Source organism: Amycolatopsis sp. NPDC004378 (assembly GCF_053602455.1).
This window is the reverse complement of the sequence record NZ_JBSGDR010000007.1, coordinates 358,129-379,588: the sequence shown is the minus strand read 5'-3', so window position 1 is coordinate 379,588 and position 21,460 is coordinate 358,129. Positions and strand designations below refer to the sequence as shown.

At 70.8% G+C, this 21,460-nt stretch carries 19 protein-coding genes and 2 pseudogenes; 11 read left to right on the top strand and 10 right to left on the bottom strand.

Features of this window, described 5'->3' with window-relative positions; all coding sequences use genetic code 11:
• Nucleotides 1-100: pseudogene (locus ACWEN0_RS23435) on the top strand (IS481 family transposase); the annotation flags it as partial.
• Nucleotide 101: 1 nt separating this feature from the next.
• Here ACWEN0_RS23435 and ACWEN0_RS23430 read toward each other — a convergent pair.
• Genes ACWEN0_RS23430 through ACWEN0_RS23415 form a run of 4 tightly spaced genes read right to left on the bottom strand, consistent with a single transcriptional unit; the run spans nucleotide 102 to nucleotide 3,218 of the window.
• Entirely contained in the window at nucleotides 102-1,040 is a 939-nt protein-coding gene (locus tag ACWEN0_RS23430; protein ID WP_451977127.1) for an ABC transporter substrate-binding protein, read from the bottom strand.
• A gap of 8 nt (nucleotides 1,041-1,048) precedes the next feature.
• Nucleotides 1,049-1,816, bottom strand: coding sequence for an amino acid ABC transporter ATP-binding protein (locus ACWEN0_RS23425; RefSeq protein WP_451977124.1), 768 nt, complete (start codon nucleotides 1,814-1,816; stop codon nucleotides 1,049-1,051).
• Nucleotides 1,813-2,736 (bottom strand): amino acid ABC transporter permease, encoded by a 924-nt coding sequence (locus tag ACWEN0_RS23420; protein ID WP_451977121.1) that lies wholly within the window; start codon nucleotides 2,734-2,736, stop codon nucleotides 1,813-1,815. Before ACWEN0_RS23420 ends, ACWEN0_RS23425 begins: the two co-directional genes overlap by 4 nt.
• Nucleotides 2,733-3,218 carry a GNAT family N-acetyltransferase gene (locus ACWEN0_RS23415; RefSeq protein ID WP_451977118.1) on the bottom strand — a complete coding sequence of 162 codons (486 nt, stop codon included), beginning with the start codon at nucleotides 3,216-3,218 and terminating at the stop codon, nucleotides 2,733-2,735. The genes ACWEN0_RS23420 and ACWEN0_RS23415 overlap by 4 nt, the downstream gene beginning before the upstream one ends.
• 222 nt (nucleotides 3,219-3,440) lie before the next feature.
• On the opposite strand from ACWEN0_RS23415, the gene ACWEN0_RS23410 reads away from it, so the two are divergent.
• The 4 genes from ACWEN0_RS23410 to ACWEN0_RS23395 all read left to right on the top strand — a co-directional run bounded on the left by ACWEN0_RS23410 (nucleotide 3,441) and on the right by ACWEN0_RS23395 (nucleotide 6,499).
• Nucleotides 3,441-4,577, top strand: coding sequence for an MsnO8 family LLM class oxidoreductase (locus ACWEN0_RS23410; RefSeq protein WP_451977115.1), 1,137 nt, complete (start codon nucleotides 3,441-3,443; stop codon nucleotides 4,575-4,577).
• Between the two features lie 43 nt (nucleotides 4,578-4,620).
• Nucleotides 4,621-4,782, top strand: a complete 162-nt coding sequence (locus ACWEN0_RS23405; RefSeq protein WP_451977112.1) for a hypothetical protein — start codon at nucleotides 4,621-4,623, stop codon at nucleotides 4,780-4,782.
• A 247-nt stretch (nucleotides 4,783-5,029) separates the two neighbouring features.
• Entirely contained in the window at nucleotides 5,030-5,725 is a 696-nt protein-coding gene (locus tag ACWEN0_RS23400; RefSeq protein ID WP_451977109.1) for a GAF and ANTAR domain-containing protein, read from the top strand.
• Between the two features lie 51 nt (nucleotides 5,726-5,776).
• The gene (locus ACWEN0_RS23395; protein ID WP_451977106.1) at nucleotides 5,777-6,499 is read left to right on the top strand and encodes a GAF and ANTAR domain-containing protein; all 723 of its coding nucleotides are present in this window, start codon (nucleotides 5,777-5,779) and stop codon (nucleotides 6,497-6,499) included.
• 3 nt (nucleotides 6,500-6,502) lie between these two features.
• Here the strand turns inward: ACWEN0_RS23395 and ACWEN0_RS23390 are convergent, their stop codons facing one another.
• Together ACWEN0_RS23390 and ACWEN0_RS23385 are read right to left on the bottom strand one after the other, a co-directional pair.
• On the bottom strand, nucleotides 6,503-6,763 hold the full coding sequence (locus tag ACWEN0_RS23390) for a hypothetical protein (RefSeq protein ID WP_451977103.1): 261 nt from the start codon (nucleotides 6,761-6,763) through the stop codon (nucleotides 6,503-6,505).
• Nucleotides 6,760-7,560, bottom strand: coding sequence for a GAF and ANTAR domain-containing protein (locus tag ACWEN0_RS23385; RefSeq protein ID WP_451977100.1), 801 nt, complete (start codon nucleotides 7,558-7,560; stop codon nucleotides 6,760-6,762). The genes ACWEN0_RS23390 and ACWEN0_RS23385 overlap by 4 nt, the downstream gene beginning before the upstream one ends.
• Nucleotides 7,561-7,698: 138 nt before the next feature.
• Here ACWEN0_RS23385 and ACWEN0_RS23380 point away from each other — a divergent pair, with 138 nt between their 5' ends.
• From ACWEN0_RS23380 to ACWEN0_RS23365, 4 genes and pseudogenes are all read left to right on the top strand, one after another.
• On the top strand, nucleotides 7,699-9,201 hold the full coding sequence (locus ACWEN0_RS23380; protein WP_451977097.1) for an FAD-dependent oxidoreductase: 1,503 nt from the start codon (nucleotides 7,699-7,701) through the stop codon (nucleotides 9,199-9,201).
• Nucleotides 9,202-9,246: 45 nt separating this feature from the next.
• Nucleotides 9,247-10,260: a DNA topoisomerase IB gene (locus tag ACWEN0_RS23375; protein WP_451977094.1), complete on the top strand. Its 1,014-nt coding sequence runs from the start codon at nucleotides 9,247-9,249 to the stop codon at nucleotides 10,258-10,260.
• 767 nt (nucleotides 10,261-11,027) lie between these two features.
• Complete coding sequence (locus ACWEN0_RS23370; protein ID WP_451977091.1) at nucleotides 11,028-12,428, top strand: polysaccharide lyase 6 family protein; 1,401 nt, start codon at nucleotides 11,028-11,030, stop codon at nucleotides 12,426-12,428.
• Between the two features lie 151 nt (nucleotides 12,429-12,579).
• Nucleotides 12,580-12,791 (top strand): annotated as a pseudogene (locus ACWEN0_RS23365) (transposase); the annotation flags it as partial.
• Nucleotides 12,792-13,081: 290 nt separating this feature from the next.
• Here the strand turns inward: ACWEN0_RS23365 and ACWEN0_RS23360 are convergent.
• On the bottom strand, nucleotides 13,082-13,300 hold the full coding sequence (locus ACWEN0_RS23360; RefSeq protein WP_451977089.1) for a hypothetical protein: 219 nt from the start codon (nucleotides 13,298-13,300) through the stop codon (nucleotides 13,082-13,084).
• A 289-nt stretch (nucleotides 13,301-13,589) separates the two neighbouring features.
• Here ACWEN0_RS23360 and ACWEN0_RS23355 point away from each other — a divergent pair, with 289 nt between their 5' ends.
• Nucleotides 13,590-14,240 (top strand): hypothetical protein, encoded by a 651-nt coding sequence (locus tag ACWEN0_RS23355; RefSeq protein ID WP_451977086.1) that lies wholly within the window; start codon nucleotides 13,590-13,592, stop codon nucleotides 14,238-14,240.
• A gap of 418 nt (nucleotides 14,241-14,658) precedes the next feature.
• Here the strand turns inward: ACWEN0_RS23355 and ACWEN0_RS23350 are convergent, their stop codons facing one another.
• Nucleotides 14,659-14,943, bottom strand: coding sequence for a hypothetical protein (locus ACWEN0_RS23350; protein ID WP_451977150.1), 285 nt, complete (start codon nucleotides 14,941-14,943; stop codon nucleotides 14,659-14,661).
• Nucleotides 14,944-15,695: 752 nt separating this feature from the next.
• On the opposite strand from ACWEN0_RS23350, the gene ACWEN0_RS23345 reads away from it, so the two are divergent.
• Nucleotides 15,696-16,751, top strand: coding sequence for a family 43 glycosylhydrolase (locus ACWEN0_RS23345; protein WP_451977083.1), 1,056 nt, complete (start codon nucleotides 15,696-15,698; stop codon nucleotides 16,749-16,751).
• A gap of 311 nt (nucleotides 16,752-17,062) precedes the next feature.
• Here the strand turns inward: ACWEN0_RS23345 and ACWEN0_RS23340 are convergent, their stop codons facing one another.
• Together ACWEN0_RS23340 and ACWEN0_RS23335 are read right to left on the bottom strand one after the other, a co-directional pair.
• The gene (locus ACWEN0_RS23340) at nucleotides 17,063-18,043 is read right to left on the bottom strand and encodes an ArsR/SmtB family transcription factor (protein WP_451977080.1); all 981 of its coding nucleotides are present in this window, start codon (nucleotides 18,041-18,043) and stop codon (nucleotides 17,063-17,065) included.
• Nucleotides 18,044-18,213: 170 nt separating this feature from the next.
• Complete coding sequence (locus ACWEN0_RS23335) at nucleotides 18,214-21,195, bottom strand: BTAD domain-containing putative transcriptional regulator (protein ID WP_451977147.1); 2,982 nt, start codon at nucleotides 21,193-21,195, stop codon at nucleotides 18,214-18,216.
• Nucleotides 21,196-21,460: the final 265 nt, after the last annotated feature.

Sequence of the window (21,460 nt, the reverse complement as noted above, 5' to 3'; positions counted from 1 at the left end):
CCACTACAACTACCATCGACCACACACTGCCGCCGGAAACCGGCCACCGGTCACCCGGCTCCACGCTGGTGTCACCAACGTCATGGCCTCATACAGCTAGCTCACTTGCGCGGCAGCCCCTGCGGGTTGACCTCCGACGCGGGCAGCGCTTCCGAGGCGAGGTTCCAGCGCTTGAGGACCTCGGCGTACTGGCCGTTCTTGATCACCGTGTCCAGGGCCTGCTGCAACGCCTTGACCAGGCCGTCGCCCTTCTTGGTCATCGCCGCGATGTCCGCCGGGATGGTGCCGCCGCCGGACACCGTGCCCACGATCTTGGTCTTTCCGTCGACGGCGACGTGGTAGGCCGACGTCGGGTTGGGGCCGACGTAGGCGTCGATCCGGCCGGACTGCAGCGCGAGGTAGTAGTCCGAAGTCGCCTGGTAGTACTGGAACTTCACCGGCGCCAGCCCGGCCGCCTTGTTCTGCTGGTCCCAGCGCAGCAGGATCTGCTCCTGGTTCGTCCCCGCGCCGACCCCGACCGTCAGCCCGGCGATGTCCTTCGCCTCCTTGACCGCGATGGTCTTTTCCTTCTTGACCTCGAACGCGATGGTGTCCTTGCGGTAGGTCGCGAAGTCGTACTTGTCCTTGCGCTCCTCGGTCACCGTGATGTTCGAGAACCCGGCGTCGAACTGCCGGTTTTCCACCGACAGGAACAGGTTCTCCCACGACGAGGCCCGCAGGTCGAGCTTCAGCCCGAGCACGTCGGCGACCAGCTGGGCGAGGTCGGGCTCGACGCCGATGACCGTCTTGTCGTCGTCCGCCCGGAAGGACAGCGGCGGGGTGCCGTTGCCGGTGGTCCCGACGACGAGGGTGCCGCGGGTGCGGATGGCCGCGGGGACGAGCGCGGCGATCGCGTCGACCTTCTGGGCCCGGATCCGGTTCTGGTTCGCGGTGATGTTGACGCCGCCGGGCTGGTCCGCCGGCGCGGTGGTGGCCGCTTCGGGGCTGCCGCACGCGGCGAGCGCGAACACCGAAGCGAGCAGCAGGGTTCTCAGTTTCATGACTCTCCTCAAAGGACCTTTTCGACGAAGGCCCGGGTGCGGGCGTGACGGGGACGGTCGAGGACCTCGGCGGGCGGGCCCTGCTCGACCACGCGGCCTTCGTCGAGGACCACGACGGTGTCGGCGATCTCGCGGGCGAAACCCAGCTCGTGGGTGACGACGACCATGGTCGTCCCCGCCTTCGCCAGGTCGCGGACGACTGCCAGGACCTCGCCGACCAGTTCGGGGTCGAGGGCCGAGGTCGGCTCGTCGAACAGCAGGACATCGGGCTCCAGGGCCAGCGCGCGGGCGATCGCCACGCGCTGCTGCTGACCGCCCGACAACCGCCGCGGGTATTCGGCGGCCTTTTCCGCGAGGCCGACCCGGGCGAGCAGTTCGCGCGCCGTGGCCTCGGCCTCGGCGCGCGGTCGGCGTTGCGCGGAAATCGGCGCCTCGACGACGTTCTCCAGCGCCGTCAGGTGCCCGAACAGGTTGAAGTTCTGGAAGACGAAGCCGATCCTGGTGCGCTGCTTGAGGATTTCGCGTTCCTTGAGCTCGTGCAGCCGGTCGCCCGCGCGGCGGTAGCCCATCAGCTCGCCGCCGACGCTGATGAAGCCCCGGTCGGCGCGCTCGAGGTGGTTGATCAGGCGCAGCAGGGTCGACTTCCCGGACCCGGACGGTCCCAAGAGGACGGTCACCTCACCCTGGCGCACCTGGAGGTCGACGCCGTCGAGGACGGTCAGCGCACCGAAACTCTTGTGGACGCCCCGGACGTCCACCATGAACTCCGCGGTCATGCCCGCCGCCAAGCCGCGCGAAGGCGCTGTAGCGGGGTCGGCGGAAGCGTGCGTTGCGTACCGCGGGCGAAGTAGCGTTCGACGGAGAACTGCACGATCGAGAGGACCGTGGTCAGCGCGAGGTACCAGGCGGTGGCCACGAGCAGCAGCGGGATCACCCGGCCACTGCGCGTGTAGATCACCTGGACCTGGTAGAACAGCTCCGGCAGCGCCATCACGTAGACCTGCGACGTCGCCTTGAGCAGGCCGACGATCTCGTTGGCCGCGGTCGGCACGATCGTGCGCATCGCCTGCGGCAGCACGATCCGGCGGAACTGGCGGCCGGCCGGGATGCCCAGTGCCGCGGCGGCCTCGCGCTGCCCGGCGTCCACCGAAAGGAACCCGGCCCGCACGATCTCCGCGGCGTAGGCACCCTGGTGCAGGGCGAGCCCCAGCCCCGCGGCGAGGAACGGCGGGATCAGGCTCATCGTCCCCACCGAGACGAACGAAGGCCCGAACGGGATGCCGAACGAAATCTCGTTGTACAGGATCGCGAGGTTGTACCAGAACAGCAGCTGGAGAATGAGCGGGACCGACCGGAAGATCCACGTGTAGGTCCAGCTGACCGCACGCAACAGCGGATTCCGGGAAATCCGCATCACCGCCAGCACGGTGCCGAGCAGGAATCCGGCGACCACGCCGAACAACGTCAGTTCCAGCGTCAGCGCGACGGCTTCCAAGATCGATTTCTGGAACACGAACTTCGCGAACGTCGGCCAGTCGAACGCCTCGTTGGTCAGCAGCGCGTGGCCGGCCATCGCGACGAGCACCGCGACCACGACGGCGGCGACCCAGGTCAGCGGGTGCCGCGCGGGCACGATCTTCAGCGACTCCTCCGGAGCCGCGGCGGGCGCGGGCCGGGTGCCGAGATCGCTGGTCATCTCGCCCCCACGACAGCGGGAAGTGCCTTGGAGAAGGGCAATCGCGTCGTGGGGACGGCATCGACGTCGAAGTGCGGCGTGTAGCCGGTGGCCAGGTAGAGCCCGCGCGCCTCGGGCTGGTTCGGCCCCGTCGTGAGGAAGATCCGCGTGTAGCCGCGCAGCGCGGCTTCGGCCTCCAGCTCGCCGACGACACGGCGGGCGAGCCCGCGGCCCCGGTGCGCGCGATGGGTCCAGATCCGCTTGAGCTCGGCCGTTTCTCCGTCGTAGCGCTGAAAGGCACCGCCCGCGACGGCGCACCCTTCCGCCACGAGCAGCACCAGGCCACCATCCGGCCGCGCGAACCGCTCCGCGGGGTATTCTCGGAGTTCGAAGTGGACGTCGTTGAGAACGCGGTGGTAGCGCGTCGAATATTCGCGAGCCAGGTCGGCGAGCAATGGCCGGACCCGCGGATCAGACTGGGCGACCCAGACGGATTCGGGCATGGAGGTACCTGTTCTGCGAAGAACGGGAAGAAAAGGCGCGCACCGCCTTTCCTGCTGACGCCCACGACCTTAGGAAGCCGGACCGAGCCCGGTCAACGAGCCGCCGCGCGGTTCCAGATCCTGGACTTCGGCCCGCGGGCGTCGGCGCCCACATGCTGAACACCAATGCGGTGTCACCCCGGCTCTGGCTAGCTGTGGGGTACCGAGCCGAAAGGACCGTCCATGCACGTCCCGCTCTCCGTGCTCGACCTCGTCCCGATCAGCTCCGGCGCGACCGTCGCCGAAGCCGTGCGCAACACCGTCGACCTCGCCCGGCGGACCGAACGGTTCGGCTACCACCGCTACTGGTTCGCCGAGCACCACCTCAACCCGGGCGTGGCCGGCGCGTCCCCGCCGATCCTCATCGCCCTGGTCGCCGGCGCGACGAGCACCATCCGGCTCGGCTCCGCCGGGGTCCAGCTCGCCCACCGCACGCCGCTGGCCACGGTCGAGGAGTTCGGGCTCGTCGACGCGCTCCACCCCGGGCGGCTCGACCTCGGCCTCGGCCGCAGCGGCAAGCAGCTCGTCCGCGAGTACGCCGCCGCGGCCGCCCGCCCCACCGCGCCCACCCAGGCCGCCAACGGCCTGCTGATCCCGCCGAAACCCGACTTCAGCGGGCTGGCCCGGTCCGCGCGGATCGGCGTGACCTTCGGGCTGCTGCAGCAACCCGGCGCCGAGTCGCCCGACTACGGCGAGCAGGTCGACGACATCCTGGCGCTGCTCGGCGGCACCTACCGGTCCGCCGACGGCGTCGAAGCGCACGCCGTGCCCGGCGAAGGCACGCGGCCGCAGATCTGGATCCTCGGCAGCAGCGGCGGGCAGAGCGCGTCCGTCGCCGGCCGCAACTCGCTGCGCTTCGCCGCGAACTACCACGTCAGCCCGTCGAGCGTGCTCGAAGCGGTCGACGCCTACCGGAAGGCCTTCCAGCCGTCGGACGCGCTCCCGGAGCCCTACGTCGCGGTGTCGGCCGACGTCGTCGTCGCCGAAGACGACGCCACCGCCCGGGAACTGGCCTCCGGCTACGCCCTGTGGGTGCGCAGCATCCGCCGTGCCGAAGGGGCGATCCCCTTCCCCACGCCCGCCGAAGCGGCGGCACACGAGTGGAGCGACGAAGACCGCGCGCTGGTCGCCGACCGCGTCGACACCCAGTTCACCGGCTCGCCCGCCACGGTGGCGGCCCGGTTGCGGCAGCTGCAGGAGGCGACCGGCGCGGACGAGCTCGTCATCACGACCATCACCCACGACCACGCCGACCGGGTCCGGTCCTACGAGCTGCTGGCCGAGCACTGGCACCGCGGGCCCGGGTTGAACTCCGCCTGACCGGGTATTCGGGGCCCAATTCACCGACGAAGGAGGCTCCGCCATGCCGTCCGATGACCGAACCCGGCGCCCGACCGATCCGGCCGCCGAAGAGCACGACGACCCGCACGGCAACACCCCGGAAGCGCAGAGCGAAACCCTCCGCGGCGAGCAGGGCACGTCGAGCGGGGACGAACACGACGACAGCGACCCCCAGTCGGGCTGACGTTCGGTCGCGTTCGGACAGTCCGAACGCGACTCGCCGGCGCTCGAGGCCGTGGGTTGATCTCCGGCAGGCCGGCAGCCGGGACCCACACCACGAAAATGGTCATGCCCCGGGACACCCCGGCCTTGACCGGGCGAAACGGGGAAAACCTCCGCGACGATGCGGCACCACGGCGACGCGTGCGCGATGATGGGCACGGGAACGGCCGGATGAGTGGTGGTCGCCGGATGTGCGGAGGTAGCGGGCGGTGGACGGTCGGCGCCGTGAGCGGCTGTGGCGGCTGCTCAGCGAGCGTGCGCCGGGCGAGGGCGGCTGGGCCGGCGTCGTCGTCGCCCTGGTGGTGGCGGAGCTGCAGGTGGACGGCGCCGCGATCACCGTGCGGACGGAGTCCCGGGTGCAGGACCTGGCCGCGGCGAGCGACCACTGGACCGCCGCGCTCGAGGAACTGCAGTACACCGTCGGTGAAGGCCCCGGGGTCGAAGCGTACGAAGCCGGCGGCCCGGTCCTGGTGGACGACCTGCGGGCGGACCGGGACCGGTGGCCGGGACTGACCGACAGCGCGCTCCCCAGCGGGCTCGCGGCGGCGTTCGCCTTCCCGCTGCAGGCCGGCGCGATCCGGCTCGGAACGCTGGGCCTCTACCGGCGGCGGACCGGCGGGCTGTCCGCCGACGAGCTGGCCGACGCGCTCGTGCTGGCGGACCTCGCGACGACCGCGTTGCTCACGGACAGCGCCGGCACCGAACCGGCGTCGCCGCCGGCCCACGAGGGTTTCTACGACGACGTCAACGTCGCGACCGGGATGCTGGCGACCGAGCTGCGGGTGAGCCTGGAAGACGCGCTGCTGCGGCTGAGGGCGCACGCCTTCAGCCACCACCTGCCGTTGACCGAGGTCGCGCGGGCGGTCGTGCTGCGGCAGCTGCGCCTCGAAGCACCACCCGACTGAGCCTCGGGCGACCACCGGGCCGGGGCCGTGGGGTGCCCGTATGCTGACGGCGTGAGCACTCCGACGGATCACTTCGGCGACGCCGTCACCGAAATCACCGCGCTGCTGGCCGCCCACCACGACGGGCTGACCGTGCTGCGAGCGGTGACGCAGGCGTACGGCACGGCGCTGGAGGCCACCGCGACCGGCGTGCTCGTGACCGACCCCCGGGGCGGCGTCAGCGTGCTCTCGGCGTCCGACGAAACGGTCCGGTTCATCGAGGTCCTGCAGGCCCAGGCCGGTGAGGGCTCCTGTGTGGACTGCGTCGAGGACAACTCCATCGTCCGCAGCGCCGACCTGGCCCGGGAGCGGCGGTGGCCGAAGTTCGTCGCCAGGGCGACGGCCGCCGGCTTCCGGGCGGTCTACGCGTTCCCGATGTCGCTGGTCGACCAAGCCGTCGGAGGGCTCAACGTCTTCTACGACCGGCCGGTGGACCTTTCGGTGTGGCGGCTGCGGCAGGGGCAGGCGCTCGCCGACCTGGCGACGCTCGGGCTCACCCAGGAGCGTGATCAACGGCGGTTGGCGCGGCTGGCCGAGCACACGCTGACGACGTTGAACGACCGGGTGCACATCGGTCAGGCGGTCGGCGTGGTCGCCGCCTCGCTGGACATCGCGCCGGACGTCGCGCGGGCGCGGTTGTTCGCCTACAGCACCCACTCCGGCCGCAGCCTGCGCGAGGTCGCCCAGGCGGTGACCGACCAGGCCCTCGACCTGCGGTCGGCCCTGGGGGCCTGAAGCTCAGTCCCAGCCGGCGTCGGGGTCGGCCCGGCCGTTCGCGTCGGCGTCGACCACCGCGATGATCCGGCGGGCTTCGACCTCCTGACCGGCGGCGGTGCCGGTGACGTCGAGCTCGTCGCGCGCTTGCTCGCGCCGGCAGTCGTGCCAGACCTGGAGGATGCCGACGGCCTCGTTCTCCGCGGCGCGAAGCTCGGTCCGCGTGAGCAGCCGGCGCGCGACCTCTTCCGGTCGCGAGCCGGCACCCGGCCCGGAGCAGCTCACGGGCGCGGCAGTCCGCCGTCGAGCCCGGCCCGGCGCCGGTCGCTCTCGCACGGCTCGACGACGCCGGGATCGGCCAGGAGGAGCGCGGCGATGTCGCGCACCTTGCGGTTGCTGCGCTGGGACAGCCGGGTGAGCCAGGCGAACGCCTCGTCGGCGGTGAGGCCGCGGCGCGCCATCACGATCCCCTTGGCCGTCGCGATCGCGTCCCGCGACTCGAGCGCGGTGAGCAGCTGCCGGGCTTCGAGCTCGGCGAGCCGCCAGCGGGCCACGGTCAGGATCACCCCTGACATCGCGGTGGTGAACACCGCGAGCAGCGCGGCGTGCACCGGCTCGAAGGCGCCCGGGCGGCGGCTCCAGACGTTGAGCGCGCCCGACAGGCGGTGGTAGTGCGCGGCCTCCTGCTCGGCGGCGTCGTCGGCGCGCACGAACAGCGGGCACGAGAGCATCGTCTCGACACCGGCGCCGGCGGCGGCACGGGCGAACGCGGGCCATCGGCGGCGTGCCTGGCCGAGGTCGGTCCGCACGACCGTCTCGGTCCGCGTCGCCTCGATGCAGGGGCCGTCGCCGAGGGCGTACTGGGCCTCGTCGAGAGCGAGGACGGCCGCATCGGTCGCCGCGACGGTGGTGGGCACCCCGCCGTCGAACAGGGTCACGCTCGCCGCGTCGGCGCCGGGTACCAGCGTCACGGCCCGGGCCGCCATCCGCGCGAGCGCCTCGTCGCGGGGCTGTTCGGCCCGCAACGATTCCGCGAGCTCGAGCAGGGCCACCGACACGTCGTGGACGTGATCCGCCGTCATCCCGCTTCCGCGCCTCCTTGGATTGCCTGTCCACCCCGACCGTACGCGGTGACGCGGCCCACCGCGCGCGACGGACCGCGCACGCGGCGTTGCCGGGCGGCCGGGTTTCGCCAGGCCGGCAGCGGGCACCCGCCACGCATGACCGCGCTGCCCGCACCGCTCTCGCTCTGGGTCGACACCGCTCCGGCGCCCGACCGCACCGGTGAGCCGGTGCCCCCGGAGGCCGACGTCGCGGTCCTCGGGGCGGGCATCGCCGGGCTCACCACCGCGCTGCTGCTCGCGCGCGCCGGCCGCTCGGTCGTCGTGCTCGAGGCCGAGCGCGTCGCGGCCGGGGTGTCCGGCCACACCACCGCGAAGGTCAGCGCGCAGCACGGCGCCAAGTACGCGGAACTGACCTCCCGGCACGGCGCGAAGGCGGCGTCGACCTACGCCCAGTCGCAGGCCGCCGCCCTCGAGTGGATCGCCGCGACGTCGGCGGAGCTCGGGATCGACTGCGGTTTCACCCGCGCGGACAGCTACGTCTACACGACGCGGGAGCGCACCCTCGCCTCGCTGGAGCGGGAGGCCGACGCCGCCGCGGCGGCCGGGCTGCCGGCGTCGTTCGGCACCGAAGTCGCGCTCGACGTGCCCGCCCTCGGCGCCGTCCGGACCACCGGGCAGGCGCACTTCCACCCCCGCCGCTGGCTGCTCGGCCTGGCCGAACAGGTCGAGCGGGCGGGCGGGACCATCGTCGAGAACGCCCGCGCCACCGCGCTGGGCGGACGGACCGTCCGTACCTCGCGCGGAGACGTCGTGGCCGGCGACGTCGTCGTCGCGACGCACTACCCGGTGCTCGACCGCGGCCTGTACTTCGCCCGCCTCGAGCCGGTCCGCGACCTCGTCGTCGCGGGCCCGGCCGCCGGCGACGCCCCGCCCGACGGCATGTTCCTGGACGCGGACACCCACCACTCCGTGCGCCGGTACACCGAAAACGGCACGCCGATGGTGATCGCCGGCGGCGAACACTACCGCGTCGGGGCGCACGTCGACGTCGAGCGCCGGTACCGGCGGCTCGCGGACTGGGCGGACGCGCACGCGGGCCTGCACCGCATCACGCACCGCTGGTCCGCACACGACCTGTCCACTGTGGACCTGCTACCGTACGTCGGCCGGTACCTGCCCGGGGCGCGGAACCTGTGGGTCGCGACCGGGTTCGGCCAGTGGGGCATGACCGGCGGCACCGCGGCCGGGCACGTCCTCGCCGCGCGGATCCTCGGCGAACCGCACCCCGCCGCGGACCTGTACGACCCCAACCGCTTCGACGCCGGTTCGGTGCTCGGCCTGGCCGAGGACAACCTCACCGTGGCGAAGTACCTGATCGGCGACCACGTCGCCGCGCTGTGGCGCACCGCGAAGCTCGACGACCTCGGCCCCGGTGACGCCGAGATCGTGCGGGTGGGCGGCGAGCTCGTCGCCGCCCACCGCGACGAAGCCGGGCAGTTGCACACCGTCGGCGCGCACTGCACCCACCTGGGTTGTCTCGTCTCGTTCAACGACGCCGAAAAAACCTGGGACTGTCCCTGTCACGGCTCGCGCTTCGGCGTCGACGGCGAAGTCGTGCAAGGCCCGGCCGTCCGGCCGCTCCGCCGCGGGCCCGCCTGAGCCCGTCCGGGGTTTCGCCGCGCCCGGCGGGGGTACCTGGCGGCGATGGGACGCACCCGGCTGCGCCGCAGTGACCTGCGCGGCCCCGGCATCCGGCGAGTTCGCCGCGGCCGGGGCTTTTCGTACGCCATGCCCGACGGCACCCCGGTCACCGACCAGGAGCTCCTCGACCGGATCGCGGGCCTGGTCATCCCGCCCGCGTGGCGGCAGGTGTGGATCTGCCCGCACCCGAACGGGCACGTCCAGGCCGTCGGGACCGACGACGCCGGCCGGCGCCAGTACCTCTACCACGAGCAGTGGCGGCGGGACCGTGACGAGGAGAAGCACGACCGCGTCCTGGCGATGGCGCGCCGCCTGCCCGCGTGGCGGGCCTCGGTCGAGGTCGACCTGGCCGGGACCGGCCTGACGCGGCGGCGGGTGCTCGCGGCTGCCCTGCGGATGCTCGACCGCGGGATCTTCCGCACGGGCGGCGAGGAGTACGCCGAAGAGAACGGCACCCACGGCGTCGCGACGCTGCTGCGTTCGCACGTCACGGTCCGCGGGGACGAGTGCCGGTTCCGCTACGTCGCCAAGGGCGGCTTGGACCGGGAGGTGGCGATCCGGGACGCCGCGCTGGCCGCGGTGGTGAAGTCCCTGCGGCGCAGCCGGACGGGCAGCGACCGGCTGCTCGTCTACCGCGAGGACGGCGCCTGGCACGAGGTGCGCGCGGCCGACGTCAACGAGCGGTTCAAGGAGCTGGCCGGCGACGACTGCACGGCGAAGGACCTGCGCACGTGGACCGCGACGGTGCTGGCGGCGGCCGCGTTCGCCGCGGCCGAGCCACCCGCGTCGAAGGCCGCCCGCAAGCGCGCGGAGTCGGGCGTGATGAAGGAGGTCTCGCACGCGCTCGGCAACACCCCGGCGGTCTGCCGGACGTCCTATGTGGACCCCCGGGTGGTGGCGGCCTACCGCGGCGAGCGCACGATCGCGGCCGCGCTGAAGCGGGCCGGGCGCCTCGACGGGGACGACGCGCGAGCCGTGCTGGAGAAGGCCTGTGCGCGCTTGCTCAGCCGCGCCTGAACCCACGTTCAGGGGCACCCGCGAAGCGGGATGTCCCCGCCCCGCCTCGACCCCACGCGCGCTGGCCGGCTCCCCCGGGCTGACCGCGTTGCTCGCCGAGCTGGACGCCGTGCATCGTCGCGACCCGCGCGGCGAGCACCGCCACTTCGCCCGGGTCCCGGCTGCGCAGCACCGTCGGAGGCCGCGACCGCGGGCACGTCGACACCCCGGCCCCGGCGCCCTCATCACCGGCCCAGGATCGGCTGCCCGGCACAGTTGTCATCCTCAATTGTGGGGCGGGCGTCCCTTCCCTAGCGGACGGCCGACCGGTTCCCACCGCTCGCCCGGCGGAAATGCGCCGAATGCGCCCGTGTCGCGCAGGCATGAAGGCCCGGCCCGTATCCGCTGAGCGCATTCGCGGCCCGACCGCTTTCGGAGCCGACCTCGCCACAGCCGAGAGATAGGATCTCTGAGCGCTGACCGGCATGTCCCGCCTGGTGACACATGACCGTCAAGTGCTGCACATGCAGGTCACCCAGCTTGACTCATCCGATCTTTGATGGTTCCCTGAGTGGGCCGCCGCAGAAGTCACGGGACTGACTGTCACCCGATTCCGGGAGTGTGAATGAGCGTACGGCGAATGCGGAACCCGGCCGGAAATCATCCTCGGGCCGAGGCGGGGCCTCCGGAATTCCCCACCGTCACCGCTTTCCCCCTAATCAGGCATTCGTGACGAGAAGACGCTTTCTCCCCCTTACCCCGCTGAATTCACCACCAGAGGAGCTGACATGGTCTCCGCCCTCCCCCGCGCACTGGCCGCGGCCGGCGTCGCCGGACTGCTCGCCATCTGCGGTCCGGTGGTCACCCCGGCCGGCGCGGCCGCCGGCCCCCGGACACTGACCGCGTCGTCACCGGGCCGGCTCACCGAGGCCCTGGCCCGGGCGCGGCCGGGCGACCGGGTCGAGGTGGCCGCCGGCGCCTACGCCACCGGCCTGATCCGGGTGCCGCACTCGGGCACCGCGCAGGCGCCGATCACCATCACCGCGGCCCAGCCCGGGCAGGTCCGGTTCACCGGGGCCGGCGGGCTGGACCTGACCGGGGCGTCCCACGTCGTCGTCCAGGGCTTCGAGTTCGACAACGACACCGGGCTGACCGTGCCGGGCAACGCCGCCGCCAACCGGATAACACGAAACACCTTCAGCGGGAATCCGGGCGGCGCCGACCTGACGGTCAAGGCCGACGACACCGAAGTCGACCACAACACTTTCCAGAACCGGACGGCGCAGGGGGTCTACCTCCAGGTCGTCGGCCCCGGCGCGCACGACATGGCCCAGCGGGTCCACGTGCACCACAACTACTTCTACAACCACCAGTACCAAGGCGCGAACGGCGGCGAGTCGATCCGCTTCGGCCTCTCCGGCCGCCAGCACGCGGTGGCGAACGGGCTGATCGAGGACAACCTGTTCGACAAGGCCGACGGCGACTCGGAAGCGATTTCCATCAAGTCGACCAGCAACGTGGTGCGGTACAACACGGTCGTCAACAGCCGGGGAACGATCTCTTTGAGGCACGGGTGGAACACGCGCGTCGAGGGCAACATCCTCGTCGGCGGCAGCACCGGCATCCGCTTCTTCGGCAACAACCACGTCATCGTCAACAATGTCGTCGAGGACACCACGGGGCCGGCGATGGAGGTCGGCGGCGGCGAGGTCCGCGACGACACCACCAGCGGCACCGATCACGAGGCCGCCGACCACTGCCTGGTCGCGTTCAACACGCTCTCCGGCAGCGGCCCGCTCGTCTGGTACAACAGCGGCAAGCCGTTCCCGCCCTCGGACGACACGCTCGCCGACAACATCCTGCTCGGCCACGGCCAGCCGGCGGCCAAGGAAAGCGGCACGTCCTCGCACTTCACCGGCAACATCCTGTTCGGCTCCCCCGCCGGCACCCTGCCCGCGGGCGCCTACAAGACAATCGACCCGAAGCTGGCGAAGGACACACACGGTCTGCTGCGGCCCGCCGCCGACAGTCCGGCGATCGGCGCGGCGACCGGCTCCTTCCCGCAGGTGACGCTCGACATCGACCAGCAGACCCGGCCGGCCGCCAAGGACACCGGCGCCGATCAGCACAACATCGCCACCCCAGCCCGGCCGCTGACCCCGGCCGACGTCGGCCCCCACGCGCCATAATCCCTGCTCGCCCGGCGAACTTGCTACGCGGCCGTGCCGGATCCGGGCGAGAGCGGAGGCAGCCGGCGAAACGCGGCGGCGGTTACGCGCCGACATCTGTCGGAGGACGTCGCCGCCGGCACCGGCGTGGTCGTGCAGATAGTGCGGTCGCCACCGGCCGATCTACGTCGCCCTGGCCGTGACCTACGGGGGCGGCCGCGACATCCTCGGCTTGTGGGCCGACGACGGAACCGCGGTGTCGTCGACGTGCCCGTAGTCGTGTCTGCCGGACTTACTGGCCTGCCGGACGCGATCACGACCGTCTGGCCGCAGACGATCACTCGGACCTGCGTGGCTCATCTGCTGCGCAACAGTTTCCGCTACCAGGTTGACCTGTTGATTTTCCACGCCCGCACTTTCACAGACTGCGTCACCGGATCACTTCGACCGCCTGGACGGCGCGGTCGGCAGTACCCGCGCACGGTTCGCCGCCGATGCCGGCGCGCGCAGCGCACCGCCTAAACGCCACGCCAACGCACTCATACCGGCCGTGCGCTGCGGACATTCGATTCTGCCGACGAGCGGGATGGTTGCCATGGTTGGTTCAGCCCCGCTGACGCCTGTTGTCGATTACGCCTTCACATCGTCGACGGGATTCAACGTGCTGTGGAGGACTACGTAGGGATGTCGGTGGCGGGCAGCGGTGCTAAGCGAGTCGTGCCCGGCCCGCCGACGACGGACGTGTGCAGTTCGACCATGTACACGCTGTCGGTTCGGGTGAACGCCCATCGCATGATCTCCGCGAAGATGTCGGACTCGATGGTCTCGTGGCGTTCGGTGCCGTGGTCCTGCCAGATGGCCCTCCAGCTGCCGACCCGGTGGGGCGGGTACACGAGGACGGAACCTGCCCCTGGTTCCGGAGGGTCGTACACCTTCTCCGCCGACGCCTCCGGTGCCGCACCCGGAGGATGTGACAGATAGTCCCGATATGGCGGAGACGACTCAACGTACCGAAAGACCCCGCCGGATTCCTCGACGCGCCGAGGATAGCGATTCGCGCGACCTGAAGACAGCCGCCGACCAGGAACTCACCGTCGGACGCCGCCGGTAGCGCCACACCCGGCTATCACTTGCGGCGGGCGGGCTCCCTGCCATGACCGCTGAAGAAGCTACCCTTCTGGCGTGAACATTCAGGTGATCGAGGGGAAGCTCGTCGAAGTGCCCGCCCACAGTGGCACCGGCATGGACAGGCGTGCGTTCGGAGAATTCGTCGGCCCGCAGGGCGAACTGGCGTCGTACGCGTTCGGCTGGACCACCGGCGCGGACCCGCACGTCGCTCGCCTCTCGGTCGGAATCGGCGCCGGCAACCCCGGGGGCGGCACCTTTCACGCGGTGGCCTTCGAGAACGACGACGGATACGCGTACTCGCTGACCGACGAGCCGTTCGAGCGCGTGCCGCAGGGCGGCCCGGACCTGACCGCGGACCAGGCCCGCGCCCACGAGGACCTGCCGTTCATCTGGTGGGTCACCGACCAGTTCATGCACCACGATCGCCGGGCGTGGTGGATGCGGCACTGGCTGCTGGGAACCGCTTGTATCCAAACGCGTGAGATCTTCGAGCGCAGCGAGCCCGTCCGGTTCGTCAGCCACGACGCCGACGACGGCACCTGGCAGCTCATCGGCGCATCCGACGCGGATGCCGCCACCGGCAAGATCGGGCACCTGCACCACGCCGTCGACGACGACCGAACCCTGCTCGACGTCCTCGCCCTGCCACCCGGAGGCACCGCGACGCGACCGGGGACAGGAGCTCCCTGGGAGTTCGACGCCTGAAAAGCACGACAGACGTACGCTGCGGATGTGATCGACATCGATTCGCGGGCACGGATGCTGGCTAGCTCGAATTATTTTTACCTTTCTGTCGAGCCCTAACCATGGCCGACAGTCCTGCGACAACAAGAAGAATCGGTACTATGATGACGATTCGCCCTACCCAGGAGCCGTCACTTAGTGCAGATGCGGCAATCGCGGCTATGACGCCGGCAACGAATATGACGACAGTGATCTTGCTCTTACTTCTCAATAGAACCACGAATCCCAGCTGTATTTACCGATGTCCCACGTAATGGTCTCAATGAAAGCCTCTGCTCCGCCGGCATACAGCCTCGAACGGAAGGTGCGGTCAGACGAACGAACCCTGACACTCGACCTTGAGCATCGCACGCTGACCTCCGATGCCCTCGGCTGTGGATCATGATCCACAGCCCGTGTGCAGGTACGCCGAGCCTAGCGGGCGCACCGAGAGGGTGTCGACGTGCGGGATCTCGCCGTGCAGGACCCGCCAGCTCAGCGCCGGCACGAAGCCCTGGTCGGTCGGCGCGAACCCGAAGCGGCCGATGCGGGCCACCACCGCTACGCAGAACACCACGACGCCGGCGACCCACAGGACGGCACGCAGCGGAACCCGGCGGGTCGGCCGCTGCTCGTCCCGGCCACCCAGCCTGCCCTCGGGCGTCAAGTCCTCAGCGTTCTCCACGCCGGACATCATGTCGGTCAATCAGGCGCATTTCCATGATCGGGAGTCATACCGCTCGTTGTTACAGTTCCCGGCTTCGACCTCCCTCGCCAGACGGAACCCGACACTTCACCTGACGAGGGAGAACAGCAGGAAAGGTGAACCTGCGGGTTCGCCGCCGGCGTGTGTCGAGAACGTTCTTCTGCAGAAACGAAAAGAACGACTCCATCGCAGCGTTGTCACCACCCGCACCGAGACGTCCGTCGGCGACGCGCTCGCCGAAGCCCACGCGGGCGGCGCCCGCGTCCTGGTCATGGAGGTCATGGCCAACGGCCGCCTGGCCGTGGACCACCCCGTGCCGTCGCGGACATCGCCATCCGGGCGACGGCCGGCCCGGACGCGGTCACGATGGCCGCCGCGCTCGCACAGCCGTGGGCGGACGTGGTGCTCGGCGGAGCCAGCAGCTGCGGTCGAACCTCGGCCCGGTCCCGGTCGACGAGGAGGACCGGATGCTGCCGGCCGACCTGGCGGAGGATCCGGCCGCGTACTGGGACCGACGCGCGCACCTTGCGTGGACGTGATCGCGGGCGGGTGCGGCGACACGCGCAGGAACACGCCGTCTCACCCGTTGCTTTCGAACGTCCTCGAATAGCTGGTAGCCGCGGTCGGCGCGTTGCTAGCATGCCGTGAATTGAAACGCTTCAAACCGGCAGGTGTCATCGCCGACTGGATGGGGACAAATGATCCGGCAGCTGAGCAGAACGCTGTGTGCCATGGCCGTCGCGCTGGCGGCGGTGGGTGGCACGGGAGCGGGACCCGGGGCGAGCGCGGCGGTTGCCGCGTCGGCGGTCGCGCCCGACACGCCCCAGCAGATCGTCGGCGTGGACGGGCACGACGGGATGATCAACAAGGTCGGGAACACCTACTACCTGTACGGAACCCGCTACGCCTGCGGCTTCCAGTGGCGGAACGCGAGCTCGGACTTCTGCGGCTTCGGCGTGTGGAGCTCGCCGGACAAGGTGCACTGGACCGACCTCGGCAACCTGTTCGACCCGAACGGGCACAACAGCTGGGGCGGGATCGTCCCCGGCGGTGAGAGTTGGCAGCAGACCTGCGTCAAGTACTCCGGCGCCGGCTGCTTCAACCCGCGCATGGTGCAGCGGCAGAGCGACGGCGTCTGGATCCTGTGGTTCAACGCGCCCGACGACTGGAACCGGGTCCGCGCGAACGCCTACTACGCGCTCGGGTGCAACGGCCCCGCCGGGCCGTGCGGCTCGGAGGCCGGCGGCGCGCACGGCAGCACGAACAAGCCGAACATGTCGGTCTGCTACGACAACGGCGACTTCTCGATCGTGAACGACGGCGGCACCGCGTACATCGTCTGCACCATGGCGAACCAGACGTTGAACATCGAGCAGCTCGACCAGTGGTGGGTCAACGGGGTCGGCGCGGGCGCGCGCAACGTCGCCAACCGAGACGACGTCGAGTCACCGGCCATCTTCCGGTCCGGGTCGGTGCTGTACATGACCTACTCGGCGCCCAACTGCGGGTACTGCCCGGGCACCGGCGCCAGCTACTCGTACTCCACGACCGGCATGTTCGGCCCGTGGCACGCGGGCGGCCAGATCTCCGCCAAGAGCTGCAACGGTCAGGTCCGCAGCCTGTCGTGGCTGGACGGTGGCCTGGTCGAGTGGATCGACCAGTGGCAACCGGACCCCAACAACCCGAGTTCGCCGTTCGGTGACCCCAACCAACGGGACGCCACGATCTTCCTGGACCCGATCCACGTCCCCACGCCGGGAACTGTCGACCACCTCTGGTGCAACTAGCCGAACACATGATCAAGACCGCCCCCGCCGGCCTGCCGGCGGGGGCGGATTGGGCTGGTACTCCAGCCGCACTTCGTGATTGACGGCGCGTCTCCGCTGGTAGTGGGCTCGCCGGGCTCGGCGTTGGCGATGCTGGACACTGACAGCCCGGTAAATCGGCGCGGGTAGGTGACGGCCAGACGCCGGTAGTGCCAAAGGGACTGTAAACAAGCGGTGTAACTCCCGATCATGGGGCTGCACCTGATGAACGACATGATGTCGCGTTTGCATCAGGCTTGACCGCCGGCGGTCGTACGCTGCGCCAGCGGTCGTTACGAATGAACTCGGCGACGGCCGAGGAGGTCTGCGCCCAGACCCGTCAGCCGGTGGCTGACAGTCGCCCCGGAGCGTTTGCTGGTGATCAGTCCGGACGAGCGAAGGACGGAGACGTGGTAGCTGGCCGACGAGACGCCGATTCCGACTCGCCGCCCCAATTCGGTCGTCGTGCAGCCGTCGGCGAGGACGGTCAGAACCGTGGCGCGGGTGGCACCCAGCAGGTCCGCCAGCGCTCCCGGGTCGCCCGGCACGGCGCAGTCGTCGGCCGTCTCCGCCGGACGGGGTCCGGCCGGGTAGACCAGCACGGGAGGGAGGTCCGGGTCGGCCAGGAGCGTCGGGACGCGGCGGCAGAAGTACGCCGGCACGAGCCGTAGTCCTCGGCCGTCGAGCTCCAGGTCGCCGGTGACATGGTCGCCGGCGACGTGGAGGACCTGCTCGCGCCAGACGAGCTGGGGGTGCAGCGAGTTCAGCAGCGCGTCGGTGCCCTGTGCCGCGAGGAGGCGGGTGCGAGCGACGAGTTCGTCGTCGACGACCTTCTCGATCCGGGCCCACTGCGGGCGCAGCGTCCGCCGGTGGTACTCGCTCAGGCCACCTCCGAGGTCGTTCAGTTCGCGGCGGTCGCCGCCCGCCAGGCGGGCGCCCCAGGCTGGGGGCGTGGGGCGGTTCGTCAGGAGAGCCAGCTCCGTCGCGATCCGGTGGGCCGGCGTGCGGAGTATCCCGGCGATGCCGGCTTCGAAGCTCGTCGCTGCTTCCTCTGGTGTGAGGAAGTCGGGCGAGTAGCCGTGCGGAGGCGCGAGGCGAAGCAGTGAACGCGTGGCACTGTCGATCGTCACGCTCGCTCGCCACCGGTCCAGGTACGGGTCGGCACGGGTCTGCAAGGCGTGCAGGCTGAGCAGGAGCTCCCACATCGGGTCGGGCCGGGTGGCGAAGGTGAGCCGGGTCAGGTCTGCGGTGGAGAAGCGGATGCGCAGCGGCATGGGGAGGTGTACCCCTCTCCGGGGAATCGCGGGAGCGTGGTTCGACGATTCGGACGGCGGCTACTCCGATCATGGCGCCGGCATGCCCGCTCGACTTGTGTGCTGGCGACCCTGCCCGAGACGGCTTCGGGAAACCTTCCGACAATCTCAGGAACAACGGATCCGTCTGCTCAACGGAGGTTGATGTCCAAGCCGGACAGGGGGTGCGGTTCGGTCGCTTCGCGACTGCCAAGCCGGCGGAAGACGGCGAGCGCCTCGGACCACGCGATGGTGGCCTCGGCGGTGTTGCCCTGTTCGGCGAGAGTGGAGGCGAGGTCACGTAGGCTGCGGGCGCGCCACAACGGCAGCGCGAGCGCCTCCCACCAGCGCACAGACAGCCGCAGGAACTCCTCGGCATCGGCCAGCTGCCCCTCGGCGAGGGCCAGTTCACCGAGCGTACGCAGCTGCAGTGCCTGACCGAAGCCGTCTTCGTGGCGGCGGCACTCTTCGAGCGTCTCGTACACGACAGCTTCCACCCCCGCTGTCCGCTGCCGGCGAATGCGCACCTTCATCGCCGCCTGGATGGCGTTGTTCAGCAACATCGGGTTCTCGAACGCCCGTAACCCGCTGACCGCGCTTTCGCAGTAGTGCGCGGCCTCGTCCAGCCGGCCGGCGGCACGGTGAGCGACGCCGGACGTCATCTCGACGAGCGCGACTCCGCACAGGTCCGCCGCCTCGCGATACAGCTCGATCGCGATCCGGTAGTCCGCGAACCCGAGCTCGAGGTCACCGCGCTCGACGTGGACCATGCCGCGGTTGTGGTGAATCCGCGCCCTGGTCAGCGGCGTCACCGCGGTCGCCTGCGGCGCCTCCCGGAGCACGCGCAGAGCACCGGACAGATCGCCCCGTTCGCGGCAGACGACACTCAACCCCATCGCACTCGCCGCGACACCCTCCACGTCGTTCTCGGCGCGGTGCTTGTCCATGGCTCGCCGGTAGTACGCGGCAGATTCGTCGAATCGAGTCTGATCACCGGGGTAGCCCTCGGGTGGTTCGGCAAGCGCCCGGCCCTTGCGCTCGGTCTTGCGGCATTGCGCCTCCAGCACCGCCGCGTGGTCGAACCACCATCGGGGGAAGCGAGTCGACGCTGCCAGGGTCGAGGTGGTCAAGGCGGCGACCAGCCACGACACCTGAGGGGCCAGTCCCAGTTCACCCGCCCGCTGGACGACGTGCACGAGCACGGCCTGCTCCGCTTCGACCCAGGCGGTCGGCGCCGCGATCAGCTCGGCGGCCGTGACCTCACCGATCCGACGGTAGGCATGTGACGGTTTGAGCGTGCGCAGCCGCAGCACGTCGGTGGGTGCTTGGTCGGTCGCCTGCCACAGCAGCGCCAGCCACCAGTCGATCGCCCGCTCGGCCGCGAGCAGGGCGTCCGCCGGCGTCTCCTCGGCCTCGGCCCGCTCGCACGCGAACACCTGGATCAGCGCGTGCAACCGGTATCGCTCCAGCCCGGCGGCGTTCAACCCGAGCGGGTCCAGCACCCGGGCGTCGACGAGCCGGTCCACCACCTTCTCGGCCTCGTCCACCGAAACGTCGAGCAGGGGCGCCACCAGCCATGGCGAAAACTCCGGCACCCCCAGCCAGGCCAGCCGGCGCAACGCCGTGCATTCCCGATCCGTCAGGCCCGCGTAACTGAGCTCCAGGCTGGCGCGGACCGCCAAGTCTCCGGCGACCAGCTCGTCCAGCATCCGCCGCCGCTCGCTCAGCCTGCTGGTCAGGTAGGCCAGCGGCCGATCCGGCCGCGCCGCCAGCCGGGCCCCGGCGATCCGCACGGCCAAGGGCAGGTACCCGACCAGCCGTACGACCAGCCGCGTCTGCTCAGGCTCGGCAGCTACCCTCGTCGTACCCGCCACCCGTTCCAGCAACGCCACTGCGTGCGGCTCGTCGAGCACCCCGAGCTCGAACCGTGCCGCACCCTCCAGTGCCGACAGCCGGCGACGGCTGGTGACCACGACCGCGGTGCCGCCGCCGGCGGGCAGCAACGGCCGGACCTGGCGCTCGTCCGCCGCATCGTCCAGCACGACCAGGAGGTTTTTCCGCGCGGTCCGGGTGCGGAACAAGTGCGACCGTTCCTCGAGCCCGGCAGGCATCGCGGAGTCGGCCACACCGAGTCCCCGCAACATCGCCGCCAGTGCCTCGTTCGCACCGACCGGTTCCGGCCGGGTGCCCTGCAGGTTGAGGAACAGCACTCCGTCGTCGAACCGCGCGGCCACGCGGTGCGCGACATGCGTGGCGAACGCGCTCTTGCCCACACCGGCCTGCCCGGACACAGCGCATACCCGGGTCGCTTCGCCCGAGCGGGTCAGAAACTCCGCGGCGGCAACCGTCTCCGCCGAGCGTCCGGTGAAATCCGCCGTGTCCGGGGGAATCTGCCACGGAACCGGCGCGGGAGCCGGCATGACCACCGATTCGATCGCGGCGGAGGAGCTCGCTGTCTCGCCACGCAAGATCTGTTCGAACGCTTCCCGAAGCCGCGGACCTGGCTCCACCCCCAAGTCCTGCACCAACCGCTGCCGGCATTGCCGGAACACCGCCAGTGCCTCAGCCTGCCGGCCGGCCCGGCCGAGTGCGAGCATCAGCTGCCCATGCAGCTGTTCCCGCAGCGGATGCCGACTCGACAAAGTTCGCAGCTCGTCGATCAGCGCCGCGCCGCTCCCCAAGGCCGGCTCGGCGTCGATCCGCTCCTCCAGCGCGGTCAGTCGCGCCGCGGCGAGCCGGGCCCGCTCCTGTTCCGCCCATGTCCCCGACGCCCCGCCCAACGCCGTGCCCCGCCACAGATCCAGCGCTGCCGCCAGCGACTCCAGGCCGGACTCGACACGCCCGTTGTCCATCTCGGTCCGGCCGCGCGCTACCCGCTGGTCGAACACGTGCGCATCCACCAAGTCCGGCGCTATGTCCAGTACGTACCCGCCGGACCGGCGTTTCAGCACATCTCGATCGACGCCTGCGGACACCAAACTCCTCCGCAACACGGACACGCAGGTATAAACCGCACCGCGACTCGCCGGCGGCCGCTCACCCCACACCGCGTCCACAATGCGCTCAATCGGCACAATCCGGCCCGCTTCCAGGGCCAGCAACGCCAACAGCGTGCGCGGCCTCGGCTCCCCCACCGGCGAAACCCGACCTTTCCCCGACACGACAACGGGCCCCAACACGCGAAACTCCACCGATCCCCCTCAGCTGCCCCGAGCTCCCCTCAACCAGCCACCGAACCCGATCTTCCCCCGGTTGTCCGACAACGTCCAGAACCCGCAACCCGCCCACAGGCCACTTCGCGGGCAAGGAGTGCTCACGGAACTGAGCCGGATGCCGCTGGGGCCCGGCGAAACGGAATCTCGGTCCTGTCGAGGCCGGCGCACAGCAGGGCTCGCCCGC

Bases quoted from the DNA above. Each gene is read 5' to 3' on its own strand.
- ACWEN0_RS23405 (WP_451977112.1), top strand. From the start codon at position 4,621: ATGCCGTCCGATGACCGAACCCGGCGCCCGACCGATCCGGCCGCCGAA.
- ACWEN0_RS23415 (WP_451977118.1), bottom strand. From the start codon at position 3,218: ATGCCCGAATCCGTCTGGGTCGCCCAGTCTGATCCGCGGGTCCGGCCA.
- ACWEN0_RS23340 (WP_451977080.1), bottom strand. From the start codon at position 18,043: ATGCCGCTGCGCATCCGCTTCTCCACCGCAGACCTGACCCGGCTCACC.
- ACWEN0_RS23410 (WP_451977115.1), top strand. From the start codon at position 3,441: ATGCACGTCCCGCTCTCCGTGCTCGACCTCGTCCCGATCAGCTCCGGC.
- ACWEN0_RS23370 (WP_451977091.1), top strand. From the start codon at position 11,028: ATGGTCTCCGCCCTCCCCCGCGCACTGGCCGCGGCCGGCGTCGCCGGA.
- ACWEN0_RS23430 (WP_451977127.1), bottom strand. From the start codon at position 1,040: ATGAAACTGAGAACCCTGCTGCTCGCTTCGGTGTTCGCGCTCGCCGCG.
- ACWEN0_RS23375 (WP_451977094.1), top strand. From the start codon at position 9,247: ATGGGACGCACCCGGCTGCGCCGCAGTGACCTGCGCGGCCCCGGCATC.
- ACWEN0_RS23420 (WP_451977121.1), bottom strand. From the start codon at position 2,736: ATGACCAGCGATCTCGGCACCCGGCCCGCGCCCGCCGCGGCTCCGGAG.
- ACWEN0_RS23385 (WP_451977100.1), bottom strand. From the start codon at position 7,560: ATGACGGCGGATCACGTCCACGACGTGTCGGTGGCCCTGCTCGAGCTC.
- ACWEN0_RS23345 (WP_451977083.1), top strand. From the start codon at position 15,696: ATGGCCGTCGCGCTGGCGGCGGTGGGTGGCACGGGAGCGGGACCCGGG.
- ACWEN0_RS23380 (WP_451977097.1), top strand. From the start codon at position 7,699: ATGACCGCGCTGCCCGCACCGCTCTCGCTCTGGGTCGACACCGCTCCG.
- ACWEN0_RS23425 (WP_451977124.1), bottom strand. From the start codon at position 1,816: ATGACCGCGGAGTTCATGGTGGACGTCCGGGGCGTCCACAAGAGTTTC.